Origin of the sequence: Pseudomonas sp. RIT-To-2 (assembly GCF_029623465.1) — a bacterium.
GTDB lineage: Bacteria > Pseudomonadota > Gammaproteobacteria > Pseudomonadales > Pseudomonadaceae > Aquipseudomonas > Aquipseudomonas silvicola.
This window is the reverse complement of the sequence record NZ_JAPYKM010000005.1, coordinates 18,333-36,100: the sequence shown is the minus strand read 5'-3', so window position 1 is coordinate 36,100 and position 17,768 is coordinate 18,333. Positions and strand designations below refer to the sequence as shown.

At 62.1% G+C, this 17,768-nt stretch carries 18 protein-coding genes; 12 read left to right on the top strand and 6 right to left on the bottom strand.

The annotated features are described in order from the left end of the window. Nucleotides 1–77: 77 nt before the first annotated feature. Both QBK88_RS06105 and QBK88_RS06100 read left to right on the top strand, forming a co-directional pair. Nucleotides 78–797 (top strand): carbonic anhydrase, encoded by a 720-nt coding sequence (locus tag QBK88_RS06105; RefSeq protein WP_158153058.1) that lies wholly within the window; start codon nt 78–80, stop codon nt 795–797. Nucleotides 798–993: 196 nt separating this feature from the next. After that, nucleotides 994–2,523 carry a SulP family inorganic anion transporter gene (locus QBK88_RS06100; RefSeq protein WP_277961350.1) on the top strand — a complete coding sequence of 510 codons (1,530 nt, stop codon included), beginning with the start codon at nt 994–996 and terminating at the stop codon, nt 2,521–2,523. A 131-nt stretch (nt 2,524–2,654) separates the two neighbouring features. Here the strand turns inward: QBK88_RS06100 and QBK88_RS06095 are convergent, their stop codons facing one another. After that, on the bottom strand, nt 2,655–3,293 hold the full coding sequence (locus tag QBK88_RS06095) for a hypothetical protein (RefSeq protein WP_277961349.1): 639 nt from the start codon (nt 3,291–3,293) through the stop codon (nt 2,655–2,657). Between the two features lie 319 nt (nt 3,294–3,612). On the opposite strand from QBK88_RS06095, the gene coxB reads away from it, so the two are divergent. The 4 genes from coxB to QBK88_RS06075 are packed head-to-tail and all read left to right on the top strand — an operon-like array spanning nt 3,613 to nt 7,832. Then, entirely contained in the window at nt 3,613–4,740 is a 1,128-nt protein-coding gene (gene coxB, locus QBK88_RS06090) for a cytochrome c oxidase subunit II (RefSeq protein WP_277961348.1), read from the top strand. Between the two features lie 33 nt (nt 4,741–4,773). Further along, a complete protein-coding gene (ctaD, locus tag QBK88_RS06085; protein WP_158153062.1) occupies nt 4,774–6,366 on the top strand; it encodes a cytochrome c oxidase subunit I in 1,593 nt (530 codons plus the stop codon). Next, a complete protein-coding gene (locus QBK88_RS06080) occupies nt 6,363–6,908 on the top strand; it encodes a cytochrome c oxidase assembly protein (protein WP_277961347.1) in 546 nt (181 codons plus the stop codon). Before ctaD ends, QBK88_RS06080 begins: the two co-directional genes overlap by 4 nt. 36 nt (nt 6,909–6,944) lie before the next feature. Next, nucleotides 6,945–7,832 carry a cytochrome c oxidase subunit 3 gene (locus QBK88_RS06075; RefSeq protein WP_277961346.1) on the top strand — a complete coding sequence of 296 codons (888 nt, stop codon included), beginning with the start codon at nt 6,945–6,947 and terminating at the stop codon, nt 7,830–7,832. Here QBK88_RS06075 and QBK88_RS06070 read toward each other — a convergent pair whose 3' ends face one another. Continuing rightward, entirely contained in the window at nt 7,833–8,036 is a 204-nt protein-coding gene (locus QBK88_RS06070; protein ID WP_268146639.1) for a twin transmembrane helix small protein, read from the bottom strand. A gap of 24 nt (nt 8,037–8,060) precedes the next feature. Between QBK88_RS06070 and QBK88_RS06065 the strand changes: the two genes are divergently transcribed. From QBK88_RS06065 to QBK88_RS06045, 5 genes are read left to right on the top strand one after another with little or no spacing between them, the layout of a single operon-like run. Then, the gene (locus QBK88_RS06065) at nt 8,061–8,816 is read left to right on the top strand and encodes an SURF1 family protein (protein WP_277961345.1); all 756 of its coding nucleotides are present in this window, start codon (nt 8,061–8,063) and stop codon (nt 8,814–8,816) included. After that, nucleotides 8,782–9,372, top strand: a complete 591-nt coding sequence (locus tag QBK88_RS06060; protein WP_277961344.1) for a hypothetical protein — start codon at nt 8,782–8,784, stop codon at nt 9,370–9,372. Before QBK88_RS06065 ends, QBK88_RS06060 begins: the two co-directional genes overlap by 35 nt. Nucleotides 9,373–9,385: 13 nt before the next feature. Then, nucleotides 9,386–10,435: a COX15/CtaA family protein gene (locus tag QBK88_RS06055; RefSeq protein ID WP_445764899.1), complete on the top strand. Its 1,050-nt coding sequence runs from the start codon at nt 9,386–9,388 to the stop codon at nt 10,433–10,435. Between the two features lie 16 nt (nt 10,436–10,451). Continuing rightward, the gene (gene cyoE, locus QBK88_RS06050; protein WP_158153069.1) at nt 10,452–11,348 is read left to right on the top strand and encodes a heme o synthase; all 897 of its coding nucleotides are present in this window, start codon (nt 10,452–10,454) and stop codon (nt 11,346–11,348) included. After that, the gene (locus QBK88_RS06045; RefSeq protein WP_277961343.1) at nt 11,345–11,977 is read left to right on the top strand and encodes an SCO family protein; all 633 of its coding nucleotides are present in this window, start codon (nt 11,345–11,347) and stop codon (nt 11,975–11,977) included. Before cyoE ends, QBK88_RS06045 begins: the two co-directional genes overlap by 4 nt. Before the next feature lie 69 nt (nt 11,978–12,046). Here QBK88_RS06045 and QBK88_RS06040 read toward each other — a convergent pair whose 3' ends face one another. The 3 genes from QBK88_RS06040 to QBK88_RS06030 form a co-directional block, all read right to left on the bottom strand. Further along, nucleotides 12,047–12,820 carry a MetQ/NlpA family ABC transporter substrate-binding protein gene (locus QBK88_RS06040; protein WP_277961342.1) on the bottom strand — a complete coding sequence of 258 codons (774 nt, stop codon included), beginning with the start codon at nt 12,818–12,820 and terminating at the stop codon, nt 12,047–12,049. A gap of 75 nt (nt 12,821–12,895) precedes the next feature. After that, nucleotides 12,896–13,567 (bottom strand): methionine ABC transporter permease, encoded by a 672-nt coding sequence (locus QBK88_RS06035; RefSeq protein WP_158153072.1) that lies wholly within the window; start codon nt 13,565–13,567, stop codon nt 12,896–12,898. Continuing rightward, the gene (locus tag QBK88_RS06030; RefSeq protein ID WP_277961341.1) at nt 13,567–14,574 is read right to left on the bottom strand and encodes a methionine ABC transporter ATP-binding protein; all 1,008 of its coding nucleotides are present in this window, start codon (nt 14,572–14,574) and stop codon (nt 13,567–13,569) included. The genes QBK88_RS06035 and QBK88_RS06030 overlap by 1 nt, the downstream gene beginning before the upstream one ends. Before the next feature lie 266 nt (nt 14,575–14,840). On the opposite strand from QBK88_RS06030, the gene katE reads away from it, so the two are divergent. After that, complete coding sequence (gene katE, locus QBK88_RS06025) at nt 14,841–16,979, top strand: catalase HPII (RefSeq protein ID WP_277961340.1); 2,139 nt, start codon at nt 14,841–14,843, stop codon at nt 16,977–16,979. A gap of 48 nt (nt 16,980–17,027) precedes the next feature. Here the strand turns inward: katE and QBK88_RS06020 are convergent, their stop codons facing one another. Next, nucleotides 17,028–17,741 carry a PA5502 family lipoprotein gene (locus QBK88_RS06020; protein WP_277961339.1) on the bottom strand — a complete coding sequence of 238 codons (714 nt, stop codon included), beginning with the start codon at nt 17,739–17,741 and terminating at the stop codon, nt 17,028–17,030. Nucleotides 17,742–17,768 lie beyond the last annotated feature (27 nt).

Genomic DNA, 17,768 nt, shown 5'->3' with positions numbered 1-17,768 from the left:
GTGCACAGTCCTATCGTGTAGGGCGTTTTGCCCCGTAAAATAGGAAAATTCCTATAACCGTCTCCCGAGGATGAATCATGACCGACAAGGACTCTTCCCTGACCGAGCCGGCTGTCGAGGCTGAGAGCGCGGACGCTGCGCTGAAGACCATCGTCGATGGCTTCCTGCACTTCCACCACGAAGTGTTTCCACAGCAGCAGGAGCTGTTCAAGAAACTCGCCACTGCCCAGACCCCCAGGGCGATGTTCATCACCTGCGCGGACTCGCGCATCGTGCCCGAACTTATTACCCACAGCTCGCCCGGCGACCTGTTCGTGACCCGCAACGTCGGCAACGTTGTGCCGCCCTATGGGCAAATGAACGGTGGTGTGTCCACGGCCATCGAGTACGCGGTCATGGCTTTGGGTGTGCACCACATCATTGTGTGCGGCCATTCGGACTGCGGTGCCATGCGCGCCGTGCTCAACCCGGCCACGCTGGAAAAGATGCCGACTGTAAAGGCCTGGCTGCGCCATGCCGAAGTTGCCAAGACCGTGGTGCACGACAATTGCAACTGCGCCACGGAAGCCGAAAGCATGCAGGTGCTGACCGAGGAAAACGTCATCGCCCAGCTGCAACACCTGCGTACTCACCCCTCGGTGGCGTCACGCATGGCCAGCGGCCAGTTGTTCATTCATGGCTGGATCTACAGCATCGAGACCAGCGAAATTCGAGCTTATGATGCTGAGCGTGATTGCTTCCTTCCATTGGATGGAACCCTGCCGATACCGAGCGCTACCCCCAAAGGGCGGTTCTAGCGCTCGACCGTGATAAACGAGGCCTTCTGACGGCGCACTGAGTGCGCCGTCTGCCCCGTTGCCGTTATCGAAAACCGTGTTGCTGCCAGCCGGCCCTTTGGGGCCGGTTGCGGGCGGCTGCATGCCTGCGAAAGGCGCGATGGTTTTTGATAACGGTGATTGGGCAGTGGCTGAGGCAATTTTCAGGAGAAACGTAATGAACTTGGCACAGATAAAGGCGGTACTGCCGCGAGAGTTGCTAGCGTCGGTGGTGGTGTTCCTGGTGGCGTTACCCTTGTGCATGGGCATCGCCATCGCTTCGGGCATGCCGCCGGCGAAAGGGTTGATCACCGGCATCATTGGTGGCGTGGTAGTGGGCTTCCTTGCGGGGTCGCCGCTTCAGGTCAGCGGCCCGGCCGCGGGGTTGGCGGTGCTGGTCTTCGAACTGGTGCGCCAGCATGGCATGGCCATGCTGGGGCCGATTCTGCTACTGGCCGGCTTTCTGCAATTGCTGGCGGGGCGTTTCAAGCTGGGCTGCTGGTTCCGGGTGACGGCACCTGCAGTGGTCTATGGCATGTTGGCGGGTATTGGCGTGCTGATCGTGTTGTCCCAGGTGCACGTGATGCTCGATAGCGCGCCAAAGCCCTCTGGCATGGATAACCTGCTGGGCTTCCCGGGCGCCGTGGCCGAGGCACTGCCGGTGATGGGCGGTGGGTTGGGCTGGCAAGCCGGGTTGTTGGGCCTGGGTACGATCGCCGTCATGTACGCGTGGGAAAAGCTACGGCCCCAGCGCCTGCGCTTCGTGCCTGGGGCCCTGTTGGGCGTGGGCCTGGCCACAGTGGTGAGCCTGGCGATGAACCTGTCGGTGAAACGCGTCGAAGTACCGGCGAACCTGGCTGAGGCCATCGACTGGCTGCGCCCGGCGGACTTGCTGAACCTGGCTGACCCTACCTTGCTGATTGCTGCCTTCGCCGTGGCCTTCATCGCCAGCGCCGAGACGCTGCTGTCGGCAGCGGCCGTGGACCGTATGCACAGCGGCGTGCGCTCGGACTTCGACCGTGAACTGTCCGCTCAGGGCGTAGGCAACATGCTGTGCGGTGTGCTGGGCGCCTTGCCGATGACCGGCGTGATTGTGCGCAGCTCCGCGAATGTCCAGGCCGGCGCACAGACGCGTTTTTCGGCGATTTTCCATGGGGTATGGTTGCTGGCTTTCGTAGTGGCACTGTCCAGTGTGCTGCAGAGCATTCCGGTGGCGAGCCTGGCGGGGGTGCTGGTGTACACCGGTTTCAAGCTGGTGGATCTCAAGGCGTTGCGCAGCCTGGGACGTTATGGCCGCATGCCGATGTTCATCTACGGCGCCACGGCGATGGCCATCATCTTCACCGACTTGCTGACCGGCGTACTGCTGGGCTTCGCCCTGACCTTGCTGATGCTGGCGTTGAAGGCCGCACGGTTGAAGATCAACCTGGTACAGCGTGAGGGCAATGAAATGGAATTGCGCCTGACCGGCGCCGCGACCTTCCTCAAAGTGCCGGCCCTGACCCAGGTGCTCGACACCATTCCAGCGGGCAGCACGGTTCACGTACCGCTGGGCGGGTTGCGCTATATCGACCATTCCTGCCTCGAATTGCTCGAGGACTGGGGCCGTGCGAACCGCGCCAGTGGTTCACGGCTGATCATCGAGAGCCGTGGTCTGAAGCGGCGCATCGAGGGGCAGATGCGCACTTCAGCGGGCGTTGGGGCCTGAAAACCATGCACATACCCCTGTAGGACCGGGCGACAGCTCGGGAATCAGGCGCCGCGACCCTCCAGGTACACAGCGTTGCCTGCTTCCGGAGCTTCGCCCGGTCCCACATTGATCCGAGCGCGGCTTGAAGATCAGTTCAGATCCAACGCCAGGCCGAACTGCCGCGACAGGCAAGGCCACTGGCTCCACGCATCGCCGGTTTCCTTGGCCGAAAGTTTGTCGCGGTACTGCTCAACCGATTCCAGTGCAAAGCTGTCTTCATCGAGCATGTTATCCACAGAGTGGTGCACCACCTCATCCAGTTGGTTGGCGAACGCCTCGCCGATCAGTTGGTGGGCGATAAGGTTCGCCACGGTGGTGTCCAGTGGAATCAACGGCTGCTGGAAATGCTTGATGTACAGGTCATTCACTTCCTCTACCAGGCGATGAGCCAGGTAGGCTTCGTCCAGCAGGCAATCCAGGCCAAAGTGTCCGTTCAATTCTTTTGGCGGCTGAATGAAATACTGTTCGGCGATTTTCAGCACCGGCTTGATTTGCGACTCGATGCCGGCCTTGATGGCGACATCGTTTGCGGCGTCGAGCAAATCCGGAACCTGGTCGATGTAGGCGGTCACGAACCGAGTGAGCACACCGTGGCGATCAGCTTCAGGAAGCTGGATCACGGGATGCAGGTGCGGCAACTGTTTTTCCAGCTGCTGGGTCAATTGGCCGGTGTCGGCCTCGTGTTGGTGGGCACGTTGGATCTGCTCACGCAGTGCAGCGGTGTTCATGAAGACTCCAGGAAGCGGCTATCTGAAACGGAAGACCTAGGTTAGCTGGCTTCTGACGCCGCCTCAGACGTATTTGTCATAATTATTTCACCTTTATATGGATCAGCTATATCGAAGTGCCATCATCCACCGCTGGCCCTTGACCTTCATTGCGCGCCCTAGGGCGCTGGCTATACTCGCTCTAGTACCGCGTTGCCTGATGCCCGACTGCAAGCGCAGCAAGGCCCCGGCCGTTGAAGTTCGCTGTCTTGACCGCCGCTCCCTTAGCCGTGGGCTTGCAAAGCCTGGGGTAGAACAAGAACGATAAGGGGAACCCGCGATGATGCGACATCCACATGCCTGGATGGGCCTTGCGCTGTGGTCGCTTTTCACGCCAGCCCATGCGGCCTGGACGACCAATATGGCGCCGGGGGTGACGTACATCAGCAACCAGGTCTTTGACCTGCACATGACCATATTCTGGATCTGCGTGGTCATTGGCATCGCGGTGTTCGGGGTAATGATCTGGTCGATGATCATTCACCGCCGCTCTACCGGTCAGGTCGCCGCCCATTTTCACGAAAGCACCAAGGTCGAGATCCTCTGGACAGTGGTGCCCCTGGTGATTCTCATCGTCATGGCCGTGCCGGCCACCCGTACCCTGATTCGCATGTACGACACCAGCGAACCGGACATGGACATCCAGATCACTGGTTACCAATGGAAGTGGCACTACAAATACCTGGGCCAGGACGTGGAGTTCTTCAGCAATTTGGCCACCCCCCAGGAGCAGATTCATAACCAGGCCCCCAAGGACGAACACTACCTGCTGGAGGTGGATAACCCGCTGGTGCTGCCAACAGGCCGCAAAATACGCTTTCTGGTGACGGGCGCCGACGTCATTCACTCCTGGTGGGTGCCGGCCTTCGCGGTGAAGCGCGACGCCATTCCCGGTTTCGTTAACGAAGCCTGGACGCGCATCGACAAGCCCGGCATCTACCGGGGCCAGTGCAGCGAACTGTGCGGCAAGGACCACGGCTTCATGCCCATCGTGGTAGAGGCCAAGACCCAGGCCGACTTCGACACCTGGATGGGCGAGCGCAAGGCCGAGGCCGCCAAACTCAAGGAGCTGACCAGCAAGGAGTGGACTCTGCAGGAGCTGGTTGACCGGGGAGACAAGGTCTACCACACCACTTGCGTGGCCTGTCACCAGGCCGAAGGTCAGGGCCTGCCGCCGATGTTCCCGTCGCTCAAGGGCTCGCCGATCGCCACCGGGCCGAAGGAAGGCCATCTGAACCGGGTGTTCTTCGGCAAGCCAGGCACGGCCATGGCCGCCTTTGGAAAGCAACTGTCGGAAGTCGATATCGCCGCCGTGGTCACCTACGAACGCAATGCCTGGGGCAACAACAAGGGTGACATGGTCACGCCGCAGGACGTGCTCGCGTTGAAACAGGCCCAAGCCAAATAACCAGGCAAGCTCGCTTGCCGAGGAAGACAGGACATGAGTGCAGTCATCGATGATCATGGCCACGCCGGGGCCGACCACGCCCACGGCCCCGCCAAGGGCCTGATGCGCTGGGTGCTGACCACCAACCACAAGGACATCGGTACGTTGTACCTGTGGTTCAGCTTCTGCATGTTCCTGCTCGGTGGCTCGTTCGCCATGGTGATTCGCGCCGAACTGTTCCAACCGGGTCTGCAGATTGTCGAGCCGGCCTTTTTCAACCAGATGACCACCATGCACGGTCTGGTCATGGTCTTCGGCGCGGTAATGCCGGCGTTCGTCGGGTTGGCCAACTGGATGATTCCGCTGATGATCGGCGCGCCGGACATGGCCCTGCCGCGCATGAACAACTTCAGCTTCTGGCTGCTACCGGCAGCCTTCCTGCTGCTGGTCTCGACACTGTTCAGCCCTGGCGGCGGCCCCAACTTCGGGTGGACCTTCTACGCACCGCTGTCCACTACCTATGCACCGGCCAGCGTGACCTTCTTCATTTTCGCGATCCACCTGATGGGCATCAGTTCGATCATGGGCGCGATCAACATCATCGCCACCATCCTCAACCTGCGCGCACCGGGCATGACGCTGATGAAAATGCCGCTGTTCGTGTGGACCTGGCTGATCACCGCTTTCCTGCTGATCGCGGTAATGCCCGTGCTGGCCGGGTGCGTGACCATGATGCTGATGGACATCCATTTCGGCACCAGCTTCTTCAGCGCCGCTGGTGGAGGTGACCCGGTGTTGTTCCAGCATGTGTTCTGGTTCTTCGGCCACCCCGAGGTGTACATCATGATCCTGCCGGCTTTCGGTGCGATCAGCTCGATCATCCCGGCCTTTTCGCGCAAACCCCTGTTCGGCTACACGTCCATGGTCTACGCCACGGCGAGCATTGCCTTCCTGTCGTTCCTGGTGTGGGCGCACCACATGTTCGTGGTGGGCATCCCACTGGTGGGCGAACTGTTCTTCATGTACGCCACCATGCTTATCGCCGTGCCCACGGGGGTGAAGGTGTTCAACTGGGTGAGCACCATGTGGCAGGGCTCCCTGACGTTCGAAACACCCATGCTGTTCGCCGTGGCCTTTGTGATCCTGTTCAGCATCGGCGGCTTTTCCGGGCTGATGCTGGCCATCGCCCCGGCCGACTTTCAGTACCAGGACACCTACTTCGTGGTGGCGCATTTCCACTATGTGCTGGTACCGGGCGCCATCTTCGGCATTTTCGCCTCGGCGTATTACTGGATGCCCAAATGGACTGGCCACATGTATGACGAAACCCTTGGCAAGCTGCATTTCTGGCTGTCGTTCATCGGCATGAACATGGCTTTCTTCCCCATGCACTTCGTTGGGTTGGCGGGAATGCCGCGGCGAGTGCCGGACTACAATCTGCAATTCGCCAACTTCAACATGGTGTCGTCCATCGGCGCCTTCACCTTTGGCGCCACGCAGATCTTCTTCTTGTTCATTGTCATCAAGACCATCCGCGGTGGCCCCCCTGCCCCGGCCAAACCCTGGGATGGCGCCGAAGGGCTGGAGTGGACCATTCCTTCGCCCGCGCCCTATCACACCTTCACCACGCCACCGGAGGTGGAATGAGCCGCCTGGCCCCCAACCGACGCCTGGTGACACGGCTGCTGCTGGTGGTGGCAGTAATGTTCGCCTTTGGCTTCGCCCTGGTGCCGCTGTACGACGTGATGTGCAAGGCGTTCGGCATCAATGGCAAGACCGCCGGGCAGTACGAGGGCAGCCAGGTGGTCGACCCCAGCCGCGACGTTCGGGTGCAGTTCCTGCCCACCAACAATGCCGACATGGTGTGGGATTTTTACGCCAAGGCGCCGGAGGTGACCGTGCACCCGGGTGCAGTCACCGAAATGATCTTCGTGGCGCACAACCCCACCGACCACCCGATGAGTGCCCAGGCGGTACCCAGCATCGCGCCTTCCGAGGCCGCGGCGTACTTCCACAAGACCGAATGCTTCTGTTTCACCCAGCAAGTACTGGACCCCGGCGAGCGCATCGAAATGCCCGTGCGCTTCATTGTCGACCGCGACCTGCCCAAGGACATCAAGCACCTGACGCTGGCTTACACGCTTTTCGACATCACTGCCCGCCACCCGCCGATCAAGACCGGCAGCTAGGCGCAGGGTTTTGCCGCAACAACGGAGAACAACAACATGGCAACCCACCAGCATTATTACGTTCCGGCGCAGAGCAAATGGCCGATCATCGCCACCGTGGGCCTGTTCACCACGGTGTTTGGCCTGGGCACCTGGTTCAATGACCTGAAGGCCGGCCAGGCCCACTCCCATGGGCCTCTGATCTTTTTCGCGGGCGCTTTGATCATCGCCTTCATGATGTTCGGCTGGTTCGGCGCAGTCATCAAGGAAAGCCGGGCGGGGCTCTACAGCCCCCAGCTGGACCGGTCCTTCCGCTGGGGCATGTCGTGGTTCATCTTTTCCGAGGTGATGTTCTTCGTCGCCTTCTTCGGCGCGCTGTTCTATGTGCGCAACGTGGCTGGGCCGGCGCTGGGCGGCGAAGGGCCCAAGGGTATAGCCCACATGCTATGGCCCAACTTCCAGTTCGCCTGGCCGCTGCTGCACACCCCGGACCCTAAACTGTTCCCGCCGCCCAAGGGGGTGATCGACCCCTGGCACCTGCCGTTGATCAACACGGTATTGCTGGTCAGCTCCAGCGTGACCATCACTATTGCTCACCATGCCCTGAAGCGCGGCCACCGTGGCCCGCTGAAACTGTGGCTAGCCCTGACGATTCTTCTGGGGCTCAGCTTCCTGTTCCTGCAAGCGCACGAATACGTAGAGGCCTATGAAGAGCTGGGGCTGACGTTGGGCTCGGGCATCTACGGCGCCACCTTCTTCATGCTCACGGGCTTCCACGGCGCGCATGTGACGATGGGTACCTTGATCCTCACGGTGATGCTGATCCGCATCCTGCGTGGCCATTTCGATGCCGACCACCAGTTCGGGTTCGAGGCCGCCAGCTGGTACTGGCACTTTGTAGATGTGGTCTGGGTAGGGCTGTTTATTTTCGTCTACGTGCTGTGACTACCACGGGGCTCTGGAGGTCAGCTGGCCGCTGTAGAAACCCCAGGCCACCAGGCCTACCGTCAGGGCCGCGAGGATCACCCGCACCGTCAGGGCTTTCACCAGGCGGTCGGATCGGCCGTCGTCCTTGACCAGAAAGAACAAGCCGCTGAACAGGCTGGCCACCGTGGCCAGCAACATCAGCACAATCGCGGCTTTGAGCATGGCAAGACTCCAAGGGGGCAAGCGATGCAAGCAAGTATAGCGAGGCGCTTTCGCCCCGGCCTGTTGCCCACCCTGGTAGTGCTGGCGCTGCTGCCGGTACTCGTCAGCCTGGGGTTCTGGCAGTTGGGTCGCGCCGAGGAGAAACGTCAGTTGCTGGCCTTGGATGCTCAGCACCGGCTTGCTGACCCGGTTCCCGGTACACAGTTGGAAGGGCTGCAGAACCCGGCCTTCAGGCGGGTTGTTTTACAGGGCAAGTTCGACGCTGATCACAGCCTGATCCTGGATAATCGCCAGCGCGATGGCCATGTCGGCATCGAGTTGCTGCAACCCTTCCGGGACCTGGAGAGCGGGCAATGGCTGCTGGTCAACCGCGGCTGGCTGCCTTGGCAAGACCGGCGCACGCCGCCTCATTTCGATACACCCACCCAGGCCATCAGACTCGTGGCATGGGTTTACGTGCCGCCAGGGGCAACCTATCAGTTGAGCGCCGACCCACCGGGCCAACCATGGCCCCGGCTGGTCACGGCCCTGGACCCCGGTGCGCTGTGGACTGAGCTGGGCCGCCAGGGCTATGGCCATGAAGTGCGTCTGGAGCCCGGCCCGGCGGCCTATCGGTTGGGTTGGCAGGTAGTGTCCATGGGCCCGGAAAAACACGTGGGTTACGCCGTGCAGTGGTTCGCCATGAGCCTGACGCTGCTAGGCCTTTACCTGTACCTAGGCTTGCACAACAAGAAGGAGAAGCCCCATGGGAGCGGCCATCAATCCACCCGGCCTGTCTGACGCAGCAGTGCCCACGCGGCGGCGCGGGCGCCTGCAATTGTTGCTGATTCTGTTGGTGACCGTGGGCCCCATGGTGCTCGCCACGTTCATGTACAAGCTCAACTTCTGGGTACCCGAGGGGCGCAGCTACCATGGCGAACTGATCGCCAACGGTCAGACCCGCGCCGACCTGGGCGTGCAGGCCGACGAAGCCCGCTGGCAGATGCTGGTGACCACTCCGGGCGATTGCGCTGCCGACTGCCAGCAGTTGGTATACCTGGCGCGGCAGATCCAGATCGGCCTGGGGCGTGATGCCTCGCGGGCGAGCCATGCCCTCGCCGCGGCGCAGCCGCTAACCGCCGACTATGAGGCGCGCCTGGCCCGTGAATATCCACGGTTGCAGCGTTACCCGCTGGCCCTGGACAAGTATGCGCCGCTGGTCGGGGGCAAACCGGGGCCGCACCTGTGGATCATCGACCCCCACGGCAACCTGGTGCTGCGCTACGGCGCCCAGGTCAACGGCAAGGACTTGCTCAACGACCTTCGGCAATTGCTGAAGCTGTCCAACATCGGGTAGGAGCCGCCTGACCATGGCCAAACCTGGATATCGCCTCGCGTTGTTGGCCACCGTGCTTGCCCTGCTTGTGGTCTTGCTCGGTGCCTACACCCGCCTCACTCATGCGGGGCTTGGCTGTCCCGACTGGCCCGGTTGCTACGGCTTCATTGCCGTGCCCAGTTCCGAAGCGCAATTGGCCCACGCTCAGGCGCATTTTCCCGAGCACCCGGTGCAAGCACAAAAAGGCTGGAGCGAGATGGTGCACCGCTATTGCGCTGGCAGCCTGGCGCTGCTGGTGGGCCTATTGGGCATGCAGGCCTGGCGTCGCCATGGGCGCGACGGCGAGCCTTTCAGGCTGCCCTTGATATTGCTGGGCGTCATTGTCGCCCAAGCGGCATTCGGCATGTGGACAGTGACGCTCAAGCTGTGGCCCCAAGTGGTCACCACTCACCTGTTGGGTGGGTTTACTACACTGAGCCTGCTGTTGCTGTTGAGCCTGCGGTTGTCCGGGGCATTGGCGCCACTGCCGGGCATATCGTCGAAGTTACGACGGTGGGCGCTGGTGAGCCTGGTGCTGGTGATCGGCCAGATCGCCCTGGGCGGCTGGGTCAGCGCCAATTATGCCGCCATGGCCTGCACCGATTTTCCCCTGTGCCAGGGACGATGGCTGCCTGACGCGGATTTCGCCAACGCCTTCCACCTTACCCAGCACATCGGCCCAAACTACCTGGGCGGGCATTTGGATAGCGAAGCACGCACGGCCATTCACCTCACCCACCGTGCCGGTGCCTGCCTGCTCAGCCTGGTACTGCTTGGCCTGGCCTGGCGCCTGCGTGCCGAGGGCCATGGCCGCCTGGCGCTGGCCGTGGCGGCGGCGCTTGGCCTGCAGGTCATGCTGGGCGTCAGCAATGTGGTGTTGCACCTTCCGCTGGTCGTGGCGGTGGCCCATAACGCCGGGGGGGCCATACTGTTAATGACCCTGGTGGGGGTCAATTACCGCCTTCGCGCCGTGCCTGCCCCCCGTTCAGCGGTTGCGCGCCGCCATTGGCGCCCTCATCTGCCGGTGCTCTGGTCAGGTAAATGAATACAAGGAGAGAGTAATGACGACGGCAACGGGCGACCACGCCCAGGCCGGCTGGCGCGACTACCTGGAGCTGACGAAACCCAAGGTGGTCGTGCTGATGCTGATGACGTCCCTGGTGGGTATGTTCCTGGCCACCCGCGCGGGTGTGCCGTGGACCGTACTGGTGTTTGGCAACCTGGGCATCGCCCTGTGTGCCGGCGGCGCCGCGGTGATCAACCATGTGGTGGACCGGCGCATCGATGCGCTGATGGCCCGCACCCACAAGCGCCCGGTGGCCGAGGGTCGTGTGGGCCCTGCGGCGGCATTGGCATTTGCCGCGGTGCTGGCGGTGGGCGGCATGGTCATATTGCTGGTGTTCACCAACCCACTGTGTGCCTGGCTTACCCTGGCCTCGTTGTTGGGCTACGCGGTCATCTACACAGGCTTTCTCAAGCGTGCCACGCCGCAGAACATCGTCATCGGCGGCCTGGCTGGCGCCGCGCCGCCACTGCTCGGCTGGGTGGCGGTCACCGGCCACATGGGGCCGGAGCCCCTGCTGCTGGTGCTGATCATTTTCGCCTGGACCCCGCCGCACTTCTGGGCGCTGGCCATTCATAGGCGGGAAGAGTACGCCCGCGCTGAAATTCCCATGCTGCCGGTCACTCACGGCGTGTACTACACCAAGGTGCACATCCTGCTGTACACCGGGATCATGCTGGTGGCCACGTTACTGCCCTACCTGATCCGCATGAGCGGCCTGCTCTACCTGGTGTGCGCGTTGGCGCTGGGCGCGCGCTTCCTGCAATGGGCTGTGGTGTTGTACCGTGGCAGCCATCCGCATGCGGCCATGAGCCTGTTCAAGTACTCCATCTGGTACCTGTTGCTGCTGTTCGTCGCCCTGCTTGTCGACCACTACCTGTTGCTGAGCCTATGACCCGCGTACAGAAAACCGTCTTCATCCTGGCCGCCGTCGTCGCGGTGATCATCGGCCTGACCGTGCACCGCGTGCTGCAGGACAACCGCGAAGGCGCCAACACTGCCTTCATCGACGCCGGCATCATCCTGCTGCCCGAACACCGCAGCGTCCCCGCGGTGACCATGACCGATCAGGACGGCAAGCCAGTGCAGCTAGACGAACTGAAGGGCAAGTGGTCGATGCTGTTCTTCGGTTACACCTTTTGTCCGGATATTTGCCCCACCACCCTGGCGCAGTTGCGCCAGGTCAAAAGCGAACTCGCCCCAGCAGTAGCGGCGCGCTTGCAGGTGGTGCTGGTCAGCGTCGACCCGAACCGGGACACACCGCCGCAACTCAAGCAGTACCTGGGTTACTTCGACAAGGATTTTCGTGGTTTCACCGGCGATGGTGACAGCCTGCAGAAACTGGCCAATGGCTTGAGCATGCCCTATATCCCGGCGGACACCAGCCAGCCGAACTACATCGTGCAGCACAGCGGCAACCTGGCGTTGCTGGGGCCGGATGGTACGCAGAGGGGGTTTGTGCGGGCACCCTTGAACGGGCAGAAACTGGTGGCGCAGTTGCCAGCGCTGGTGCAGCGCGATTGACTGCAGCGCTTTGACGCGGCCTGGCGGCCGCTGCGGGGGTATAGCAGCGACCGGAGGCGGCGTCGGAGGTTAGAACGCAGGCAGGATGGCGCCCTTGTATTTGTCCTGGATGAACGCCTTCACCTCAGGGCTGTGCAGCGCCGCCGCCAGTTTCTGCATGGCTGGCGAGTCCTTGTTGTCCGGGCGCGCTACCAGGATGTTCACGTAAGGCGAGTCATTGCCTTCGATGGCCAGGGCGTCCTTGGACGGGTCCAGCTTGGCTTCCAACGCATAGTTGGTGTTGATCAGCGCCAGGTCGACCTGGGTCAGCACGCGGGGCAGGGTGGCGGCTTCCAGTTCGCGGATTTTCAGGTCCTTGCTGTTCTCGACGATGTCCTTGGGCGTGGACAGGATGTCATTGGCGTCCTTGAGTTTGATCAGGCCGACCTTTTGCAGCAGCAACAGTGCGCGGCCGCCGTTGGTCGCGTCGTTGGGGATGACCACGTTGGCACCACCCGGAATGTCGGCGAGCTTCTTCCACTTGCTGGAGTACGCGCCCAGCGGCTCCAGGTGCACGCCGGTCACGGCCACCAGGTTGGTGCCCTTGCCCTTGTTGAACTCATCCAGGTACGGCTGGTGCTGGAAGAAGTTGGCGTCCAGGCGCTTCTCGGCCACCTGTACGTTCGGCTGGATGTAGTCGGTGAACACCTTCACGTTCAGGTCCACGCCTTCCTTGGCCAGTTGCGGCTTCACGAATTCGAGGATTTCGGCGTGGGGCACGGCGGTGGCGGCCACGGTCAGGGTGTCGTTGGCGTGGGCCGACAGGGCGGCCACGGCGGCGAAGGCCGCCAGCAGTCTTTTCATTCTGAGCTCCTTGTGGGGGCCCGGCGGGCCCCGGTGCCGTGGCGTCGCCACGGTCCATCAATTTGTTATAGAGACTTACTTGCGGGAGAAGTGCACCACCAGCTTGTCGCCGATGGTTTGCAGCACTTGAACCAGCACCACCAGGATTACCACGGTGACGATCATCACATCAGTCTGGAAACGCTGGTAGCCGAAACGGATCGCCAGGTCACCCAGGCCGCCAGCGCCGACCACGCCAGCCATGGCCGTGTAGGACACCAGTGTAATCGCTGTGACGGTAATCGCCGCGATGATGCCCGGCAGGGCTTCGGGCAGCAGGGCGTTCATGATGATCTGCCGTGGGGTGGCGCCCATGGACTGGGTGGCCTCGATGATGCCGCGGTCCACCTCACGCAGGGCGGTTTCCACCAGGCGCGCGAAGAATGGCGTGGTACCGATGACCAAGGGTGGAATGGCACCGGCCACACCGAGCGAGGTACCGGTGATCAGTACGGTGACCGGAATCAGCACGATCAGCAAAATGATGAACGGCAGCGAGCGCAGCACGTTCACGCAGAACGCCAGCAGCGCATACAGGCCCTTGTTCTCGAACAGTTGGCGCGGGCCGCAGATGAACAGCAGCACGCCCAGTGGCAAGCCCAGCAGCACGGTGAAGATCAGCGAAGCGCCGAGCATGACCATGGTGTCGTTGGTGGCTTCGAGAATCTCGGACCAGTCGACGTTGGCGAAGTAGTTGAGGAAGTCCATTAGCGCAGCACCTCCATATGAACGTCTGCAGAGGTGAAGCGGGCAAAGGCAGCGTCCATGTCGCCACCGGTGATGGCCAGGGTCAGTTGCCCGTAAGGCGTGTCTTTGATGCGGTCGATGCGGCCAGCCAGAATGCTGTAGTCCACGCCGGTCTCGCGGGCAACGGTGCCCAGCAACGGCGCGTAGGTGGACTCACCCTGGAAGGTCAGGCGCACGATGCGGCCTGGCACATGAGCGAAGTCGGCACGCTGGTCATTCTCGTCCACCTCTTCGTCTTCCTGGACAAAGCGCTTGGTGGTCGGGTGTTGCGGGTGAAGGAACACATCGGCTACCGCGCCCTGCTCCACGATGACGCCTGCGTCCATCACCGCGACCTGGTCGCAGACCCGGCGGATCACGTCCATCTCGTGGGTGATCAGGACGATGGTCAGTTTCAGCTCGCGGTTGATCTCGGCCAGCAGTTGCAGTACCGATGCCGTGGTCTGCGGGTCGAGGGCACTGGTGGCCTCGTCGCACAGCAGCACCTTGGGGTTGGTCGACAAAGCGCGGGCGATGCCCACGCGCTGTTTCTGGCCCCCTGACAGCTGCGCCGGATATTTCCTGGCATGGTCAGACAGGCCGACCCGCTCCAGCAGCGCAGCGACACGCTTGTTGATTTCCGCGCTGCTCAACTCACCGGCCAGGCGCAGCGGCAACGCGACGTTGTCGGCCACGGTCTTGGACGCCAGCAAATTGAAGTGCTGGAAGATCATGCCGACCTGCTGGCGGAAACGCCGCAGGCTGTTGGCGTCGAACGCGGTGACGTCTTCGCCGTCAACAATGATCTTGCCACCGGTAGGTGCTTCAAGACGGTTGATGAGGCGCAGCAGGGTGCTTTTGCCCGCACCGGAATGGCCAATCAGGCCGAATACCTGACCGTTCTCGACGCTCAGGTTGGTGGGGTGCAGCGCGGGGATTTCCCTACCGTTGACGCGGTAGGTTTTATGGACATTTTGGAACTCGATCACGTAGCGAACCTTGTGGGGCGCATGGAATGGGGATCAGCGGTTAGCCGGTCGCGCATTTTAGCGTGTCCGTATAGAGAGACTTAGCATTTATTTCGTAAACATCCTTTCATTTGGCAATAAGACGATCAAAGGTCTCCAAATAAACGGAACGGCGGCATGAGGCATCAGTCATTACCTAGGTATCGCCATTATCCCTACCCGTGACGGGGATTTTCGCCAAGCGGACCGCACGCAAGGTGCGGCTGCAGATGAGGAGTCCAGGACAGATGAAGAAGACCAAGCCTACCAACGGTAAAAGCCAGCTGGCCGGTACCGACACCCCTGACCGCGCCAATACCAACGCCAAGCTCGACAGCCTGGAAGCGTTTCGCAGTGATGCCACCGAGCAGGCGCTACGTACCAACCAGGGCGTGAAAATCAGCGACAATCAGAACACCCTGAAAGTGGGTGCCCGCGGGCCTTCGCTGCTCGAAGACTTCATCATGCGCGAGAAGATCACGCATTTTGACCATGAGCGTATCCCGGAGCGCATCGTCCACGCCCGCGGCACCGGTGCCCACGGCTACTTCCAGACGTATGAAGCCCATGCCGACCTGACCAAGGCGGGCTTCCTGCAGGATCCGGCCAAGCAGACGCCGGTATTCGTGCGTTTCTCCACGGTGCAAGGGCCACGCGGCTCCGGTGATACTGTCCGCGACGTTCGCGGCTTTGCGGTCAAGTTCTACACCGATGAAGGCAATTTCGACCTGGTTGGCAACAACATGCCGGTGTTTTTCATTCAGGATGCCATCAAGTTTCCGGACTTTGTGCACGCGGTGAAGCCCGAGCCGCACAACGAGATCCCTACCGGCGGTTCGGCCCACGACACCTTCTGGGACTTCGTCTCGCTGGTGCCCGAGTCGGCGCACATGGTGATCTGGACCATGTCCGACCGCGCCATTCCGAAAAGCCTGCGCACCATGCAAGGCTTCGGCATCCACACCTTCCGGCTGATCAACGCCGAAGGTAAGTCGACCTTCGTCAAGTTCCACTGGAAACCCAAGGCGGGCGTGTGCTCGCTGGTGTGGGACGAAGCGCAGAAGCTGGCGGGCAAGGACACCGACTACCACCGCCGTGACCTGTGGGAAGCTATCGAGACTGGCGACTACCCCGAATGGGAACTGGGTGTGCAGATCGTCGCCGAAGAAGATGAGCACAAGTTCGAGTTCGACTTGCTCGACCCCACCAAGATCATTCCGGAAGAGCTGGTACCGGTGACACCGCTGGGCAAGATGGTGCTCAACCGCAACCCGGACAACTATTTCGCCGAGACCGAGCAGGTCGCGTTCTGCCCTGGCCACATCGTGCCCGGCATCGACTTCTCCAACGACCCCCTGCTCCAGGGGCGGCTGTTTTCCTATACCGACACACAGATCAGCCGCCTGGGCGGACCGAACTTCCACGAGATCCCGATCAACCGCCCCGTGGCGCCTAACCACAACGGCCAGCGCGACGCCCAGCACCGCACCACCATCGACAAGGGCCGGGCTTCCTACGAGCCCAACTCCATTGATGGTGGCTGGCCGAAAGAAACCCCGGCCGCGGCTCAGGACGGTGGTTTCGAGACCTATCCGGAACGCATCGAGGCACACAAGGTGCGCCAGCGCAGCGAGTCGTTCGCCGACCACTTCTCCCAGGCGCGGCTGTTCTTCCACAGCCTCAGCAAGCCCGAGCAGGAGCACGTCATCGCGGCCTACAGCTTTGAGCTGGGCAAGGTGGAGCGTGAGCACATCCGCGCCCGTCAGGTGAACGAGATCCTGGCCAACATCGACCTGGATCTGGCCAGCCGCGTGGCAGCCAACCTTGGCCTGCCGGCGCCAAAGGCCGGTACCGTGCAAGTACCGGAGCTGTCGCTGAAGGAGTCCCCGGCGCTCAGCCAGTTGAACTTGCTGGCCGGCGATATCAAAGGCCGCAAGGTGGCCGTGCTGGTGGCTGATGGCGTTGATGGCGCCCAGGTGGACGCGCTGAAGAAGGCGCTGGAGGCCGAGTGGGCCCACGCCAAGATCCTGGGGCCAACCTCGGCACCGGTGAAAACGGCGGACGGCAAGACCCTCGCCGTCGATGCATCGGCCGAAGGGCTGCCATCGGTGGCGTTCGACGCGGTGTGGGTGCCGGGTGGCAAGGCGTCGGTGCAGGCCTTGAGCGGCAACGGCGTGGCGCTGCACTACTTGCTTGAAGCTTACAAGCACCTCAAGGCTATCGGTGTGAACAGCGAGGCCAAGAGCCTGATCGATGCACTCAAGCTGGATGTGGATGCAGGGTTGATCGTGGGTGACGACGCCACTTCGCACAAGGCGTTCTTCGCAGCGATCGCCAAGCACCGCGTATGGGACCGCGAGCCGAAGGCCAAGGCTATCCCTGCCTGAAGCAGCGCCTGCGCAACGTTTGCAGGACCGGGCTTCCCGGTCCTGCAATTATTGCTTGCGTGGGGTCAGCACCATCTGCGCAGGCTGGTTGCGCACGATCTTGTGCTCGAGCCTCCATTCAAAGCCTGGCTTGAGCTTGTTGACCCGTTTGGTCAGCAACGTCTGCAGCCACGGCCAGTCCTGGGTACGTGGCACCACAACGATCACATCACACTGGTAATTCACCACGTCGGTGGCAATGTCATCCAGTTGGCGCTGCAAAGCCCTGCTTTCGGTGATGTTCAACGCCACCGGCGTGCTTTCGGCTGTCGGGTCGATGACCTTGGCCGCCGGCTTGGCTTCTGCTGCCTGCAACGCGGCCTCGGCCTTGTCCAGTTCGGCCTTGCGGGCCTGGCGGATCGGGCCATTGGCGCCACCCGTCAAGGCCGGGGCCTTGGGCATCAGCGCACGGGCACGGGCCAGGGCGGTGGCCGCGGCGTTGACGTCACCTTTCTGCAGCACGATCTGGCTGCGCTGCAGGTAGGCCTCGGCCAACTGGCGCTGGTAAGGCTCCAGACGCGGGTCGTCGGGGCTCTGCTTCTGCAGGGTGCCCAACTGGTCTTCGGCAGTGGCCAGTTCGCCGCTGTCGATATTCTGTTGCAACTGCAGAAAGGCATCCGGCACCGCAGGTGGCGCGGCAGGTTCCGGTGCATGGCTCTGGCAAGCGCCCAAGATGAGCGAAAATGCGACAAGGAGCAGATAACGGGAGGCGAACGGCTTCATTCCTGCGACTCTCTATTTGCGCAAAAA

Coding starts and splice junctions, on each gene's coding strand:
- QBK88_RS06105 (WP_158153058.1), top strand. CDS start 78: ATGACCGACAAGGACTCTTCCCTGACCGAGCCGGCTGTCGAGGCTGAG.
- QBK88_RS06100 (WP_277961350.1), top strand. CDS start 994: ATGAACTTGGCACAGATAAAGGCGGTACTGCCGCGAGAGTTGCTAGCG.
- QBK88_RS06095 (WP_277961349.1), bottom strand. CDS start 3,293: ATGAACACCGCTGCACTGCGTGAGCAGATCCAACGTGCCCACCAACAC.
- coxB (WP_277961348.1), top strand. CDS start 3,613: ATGATGCGACATCCACATGCCTGGATGGGCCTTGCGCTGTGGTCGCTT.
- ctaD (WP_158153062.1), top strand. CDS start 4,774: ATGAGTGCAGTCATCGATGATCATGGCCACGCCGGGGCCGACCACGCC.
- QBK88_RS06080 (WP_277961347.1), top strand. CDS start 6,363: ATGAGCCGCCTGGCCCCCAACCGACGCCTGGTGACACGGCTGCTGCTG.
- QBK88_RS06075 (WP_277961346.1), top strand. CDS start 6,945: ATGGCAACCCACCAGCATTATTACGTTCCGGCGCAGAGCAAATGGCCG.
- QBK88_RS06070 (WP_268146639.1), bottom strand. CDS start 8,036: ATGCTCAAAGCCGCGATTGTGCTGATGTTGCTGGCCACGGTGGCCAGC.
- QBK88_RS06065 (WP_277961345.1), top strand. CDS start 8,061: ATGCAAGCAAGTATAGCGAGGCGCTTTCGCCCCGGCCTGTTGCCCACC.
- QBK88_RS06060 (WP_277961344.1), top strand. CDS start 8,782: ATGGGAGCGGCCATCAATCCACCCGGCCTGTCTGACGCAGCAGTGCCC.
- QBK88_RS06055 (WP_445764899.1), top strand. CDS start 9,386: ATGGCCAAACCTGGATATCGCCTCGCGTTGTTGGCCACCGTGCTTGCC.
- cyoE (WP_158153069.1), top strand. CDS start 10,452: ATGACGACGGCAACGGGCGACCACGCCCAGGCCGGCTGGCGCGACTAC.
- QBK88_RS06045 (WP_277961343.1), top strand. CDS start 11,345: ATGACCCGCGTACAGAAAACCGTCTTCATCCTGGCCGCCGTCGTCGCG.
- QBK88_RS06040 (WP_277961342.1), bottom strand. CDS start 12,820: ATGAAAAGACTGCTGGCGGCCTTCGCCGCCGTGGCCGCCCTGTCGGCC.
- QBK88_RS06035 (WP_158153072.1), bottom strand. CDS start 13,567: ATGGACTTCCTCAACTACTTCGCCAACGTCGACTGGTCCGAGATTCTC.
- katE (WP_277961340.1), top strand. CDS start 14,841: ATGAAGAAGACCAAGCCTACCAACGGTAAAAGCCAGCTGGCCGGTACC.
- QBK88_RS06020 (WP_277961339.1), bottom strand. CDS start 17,741: ATGAAGCCGTTCGCCTCCCGTTATCTGCTCCTTGTCGCATTTTCGCTC.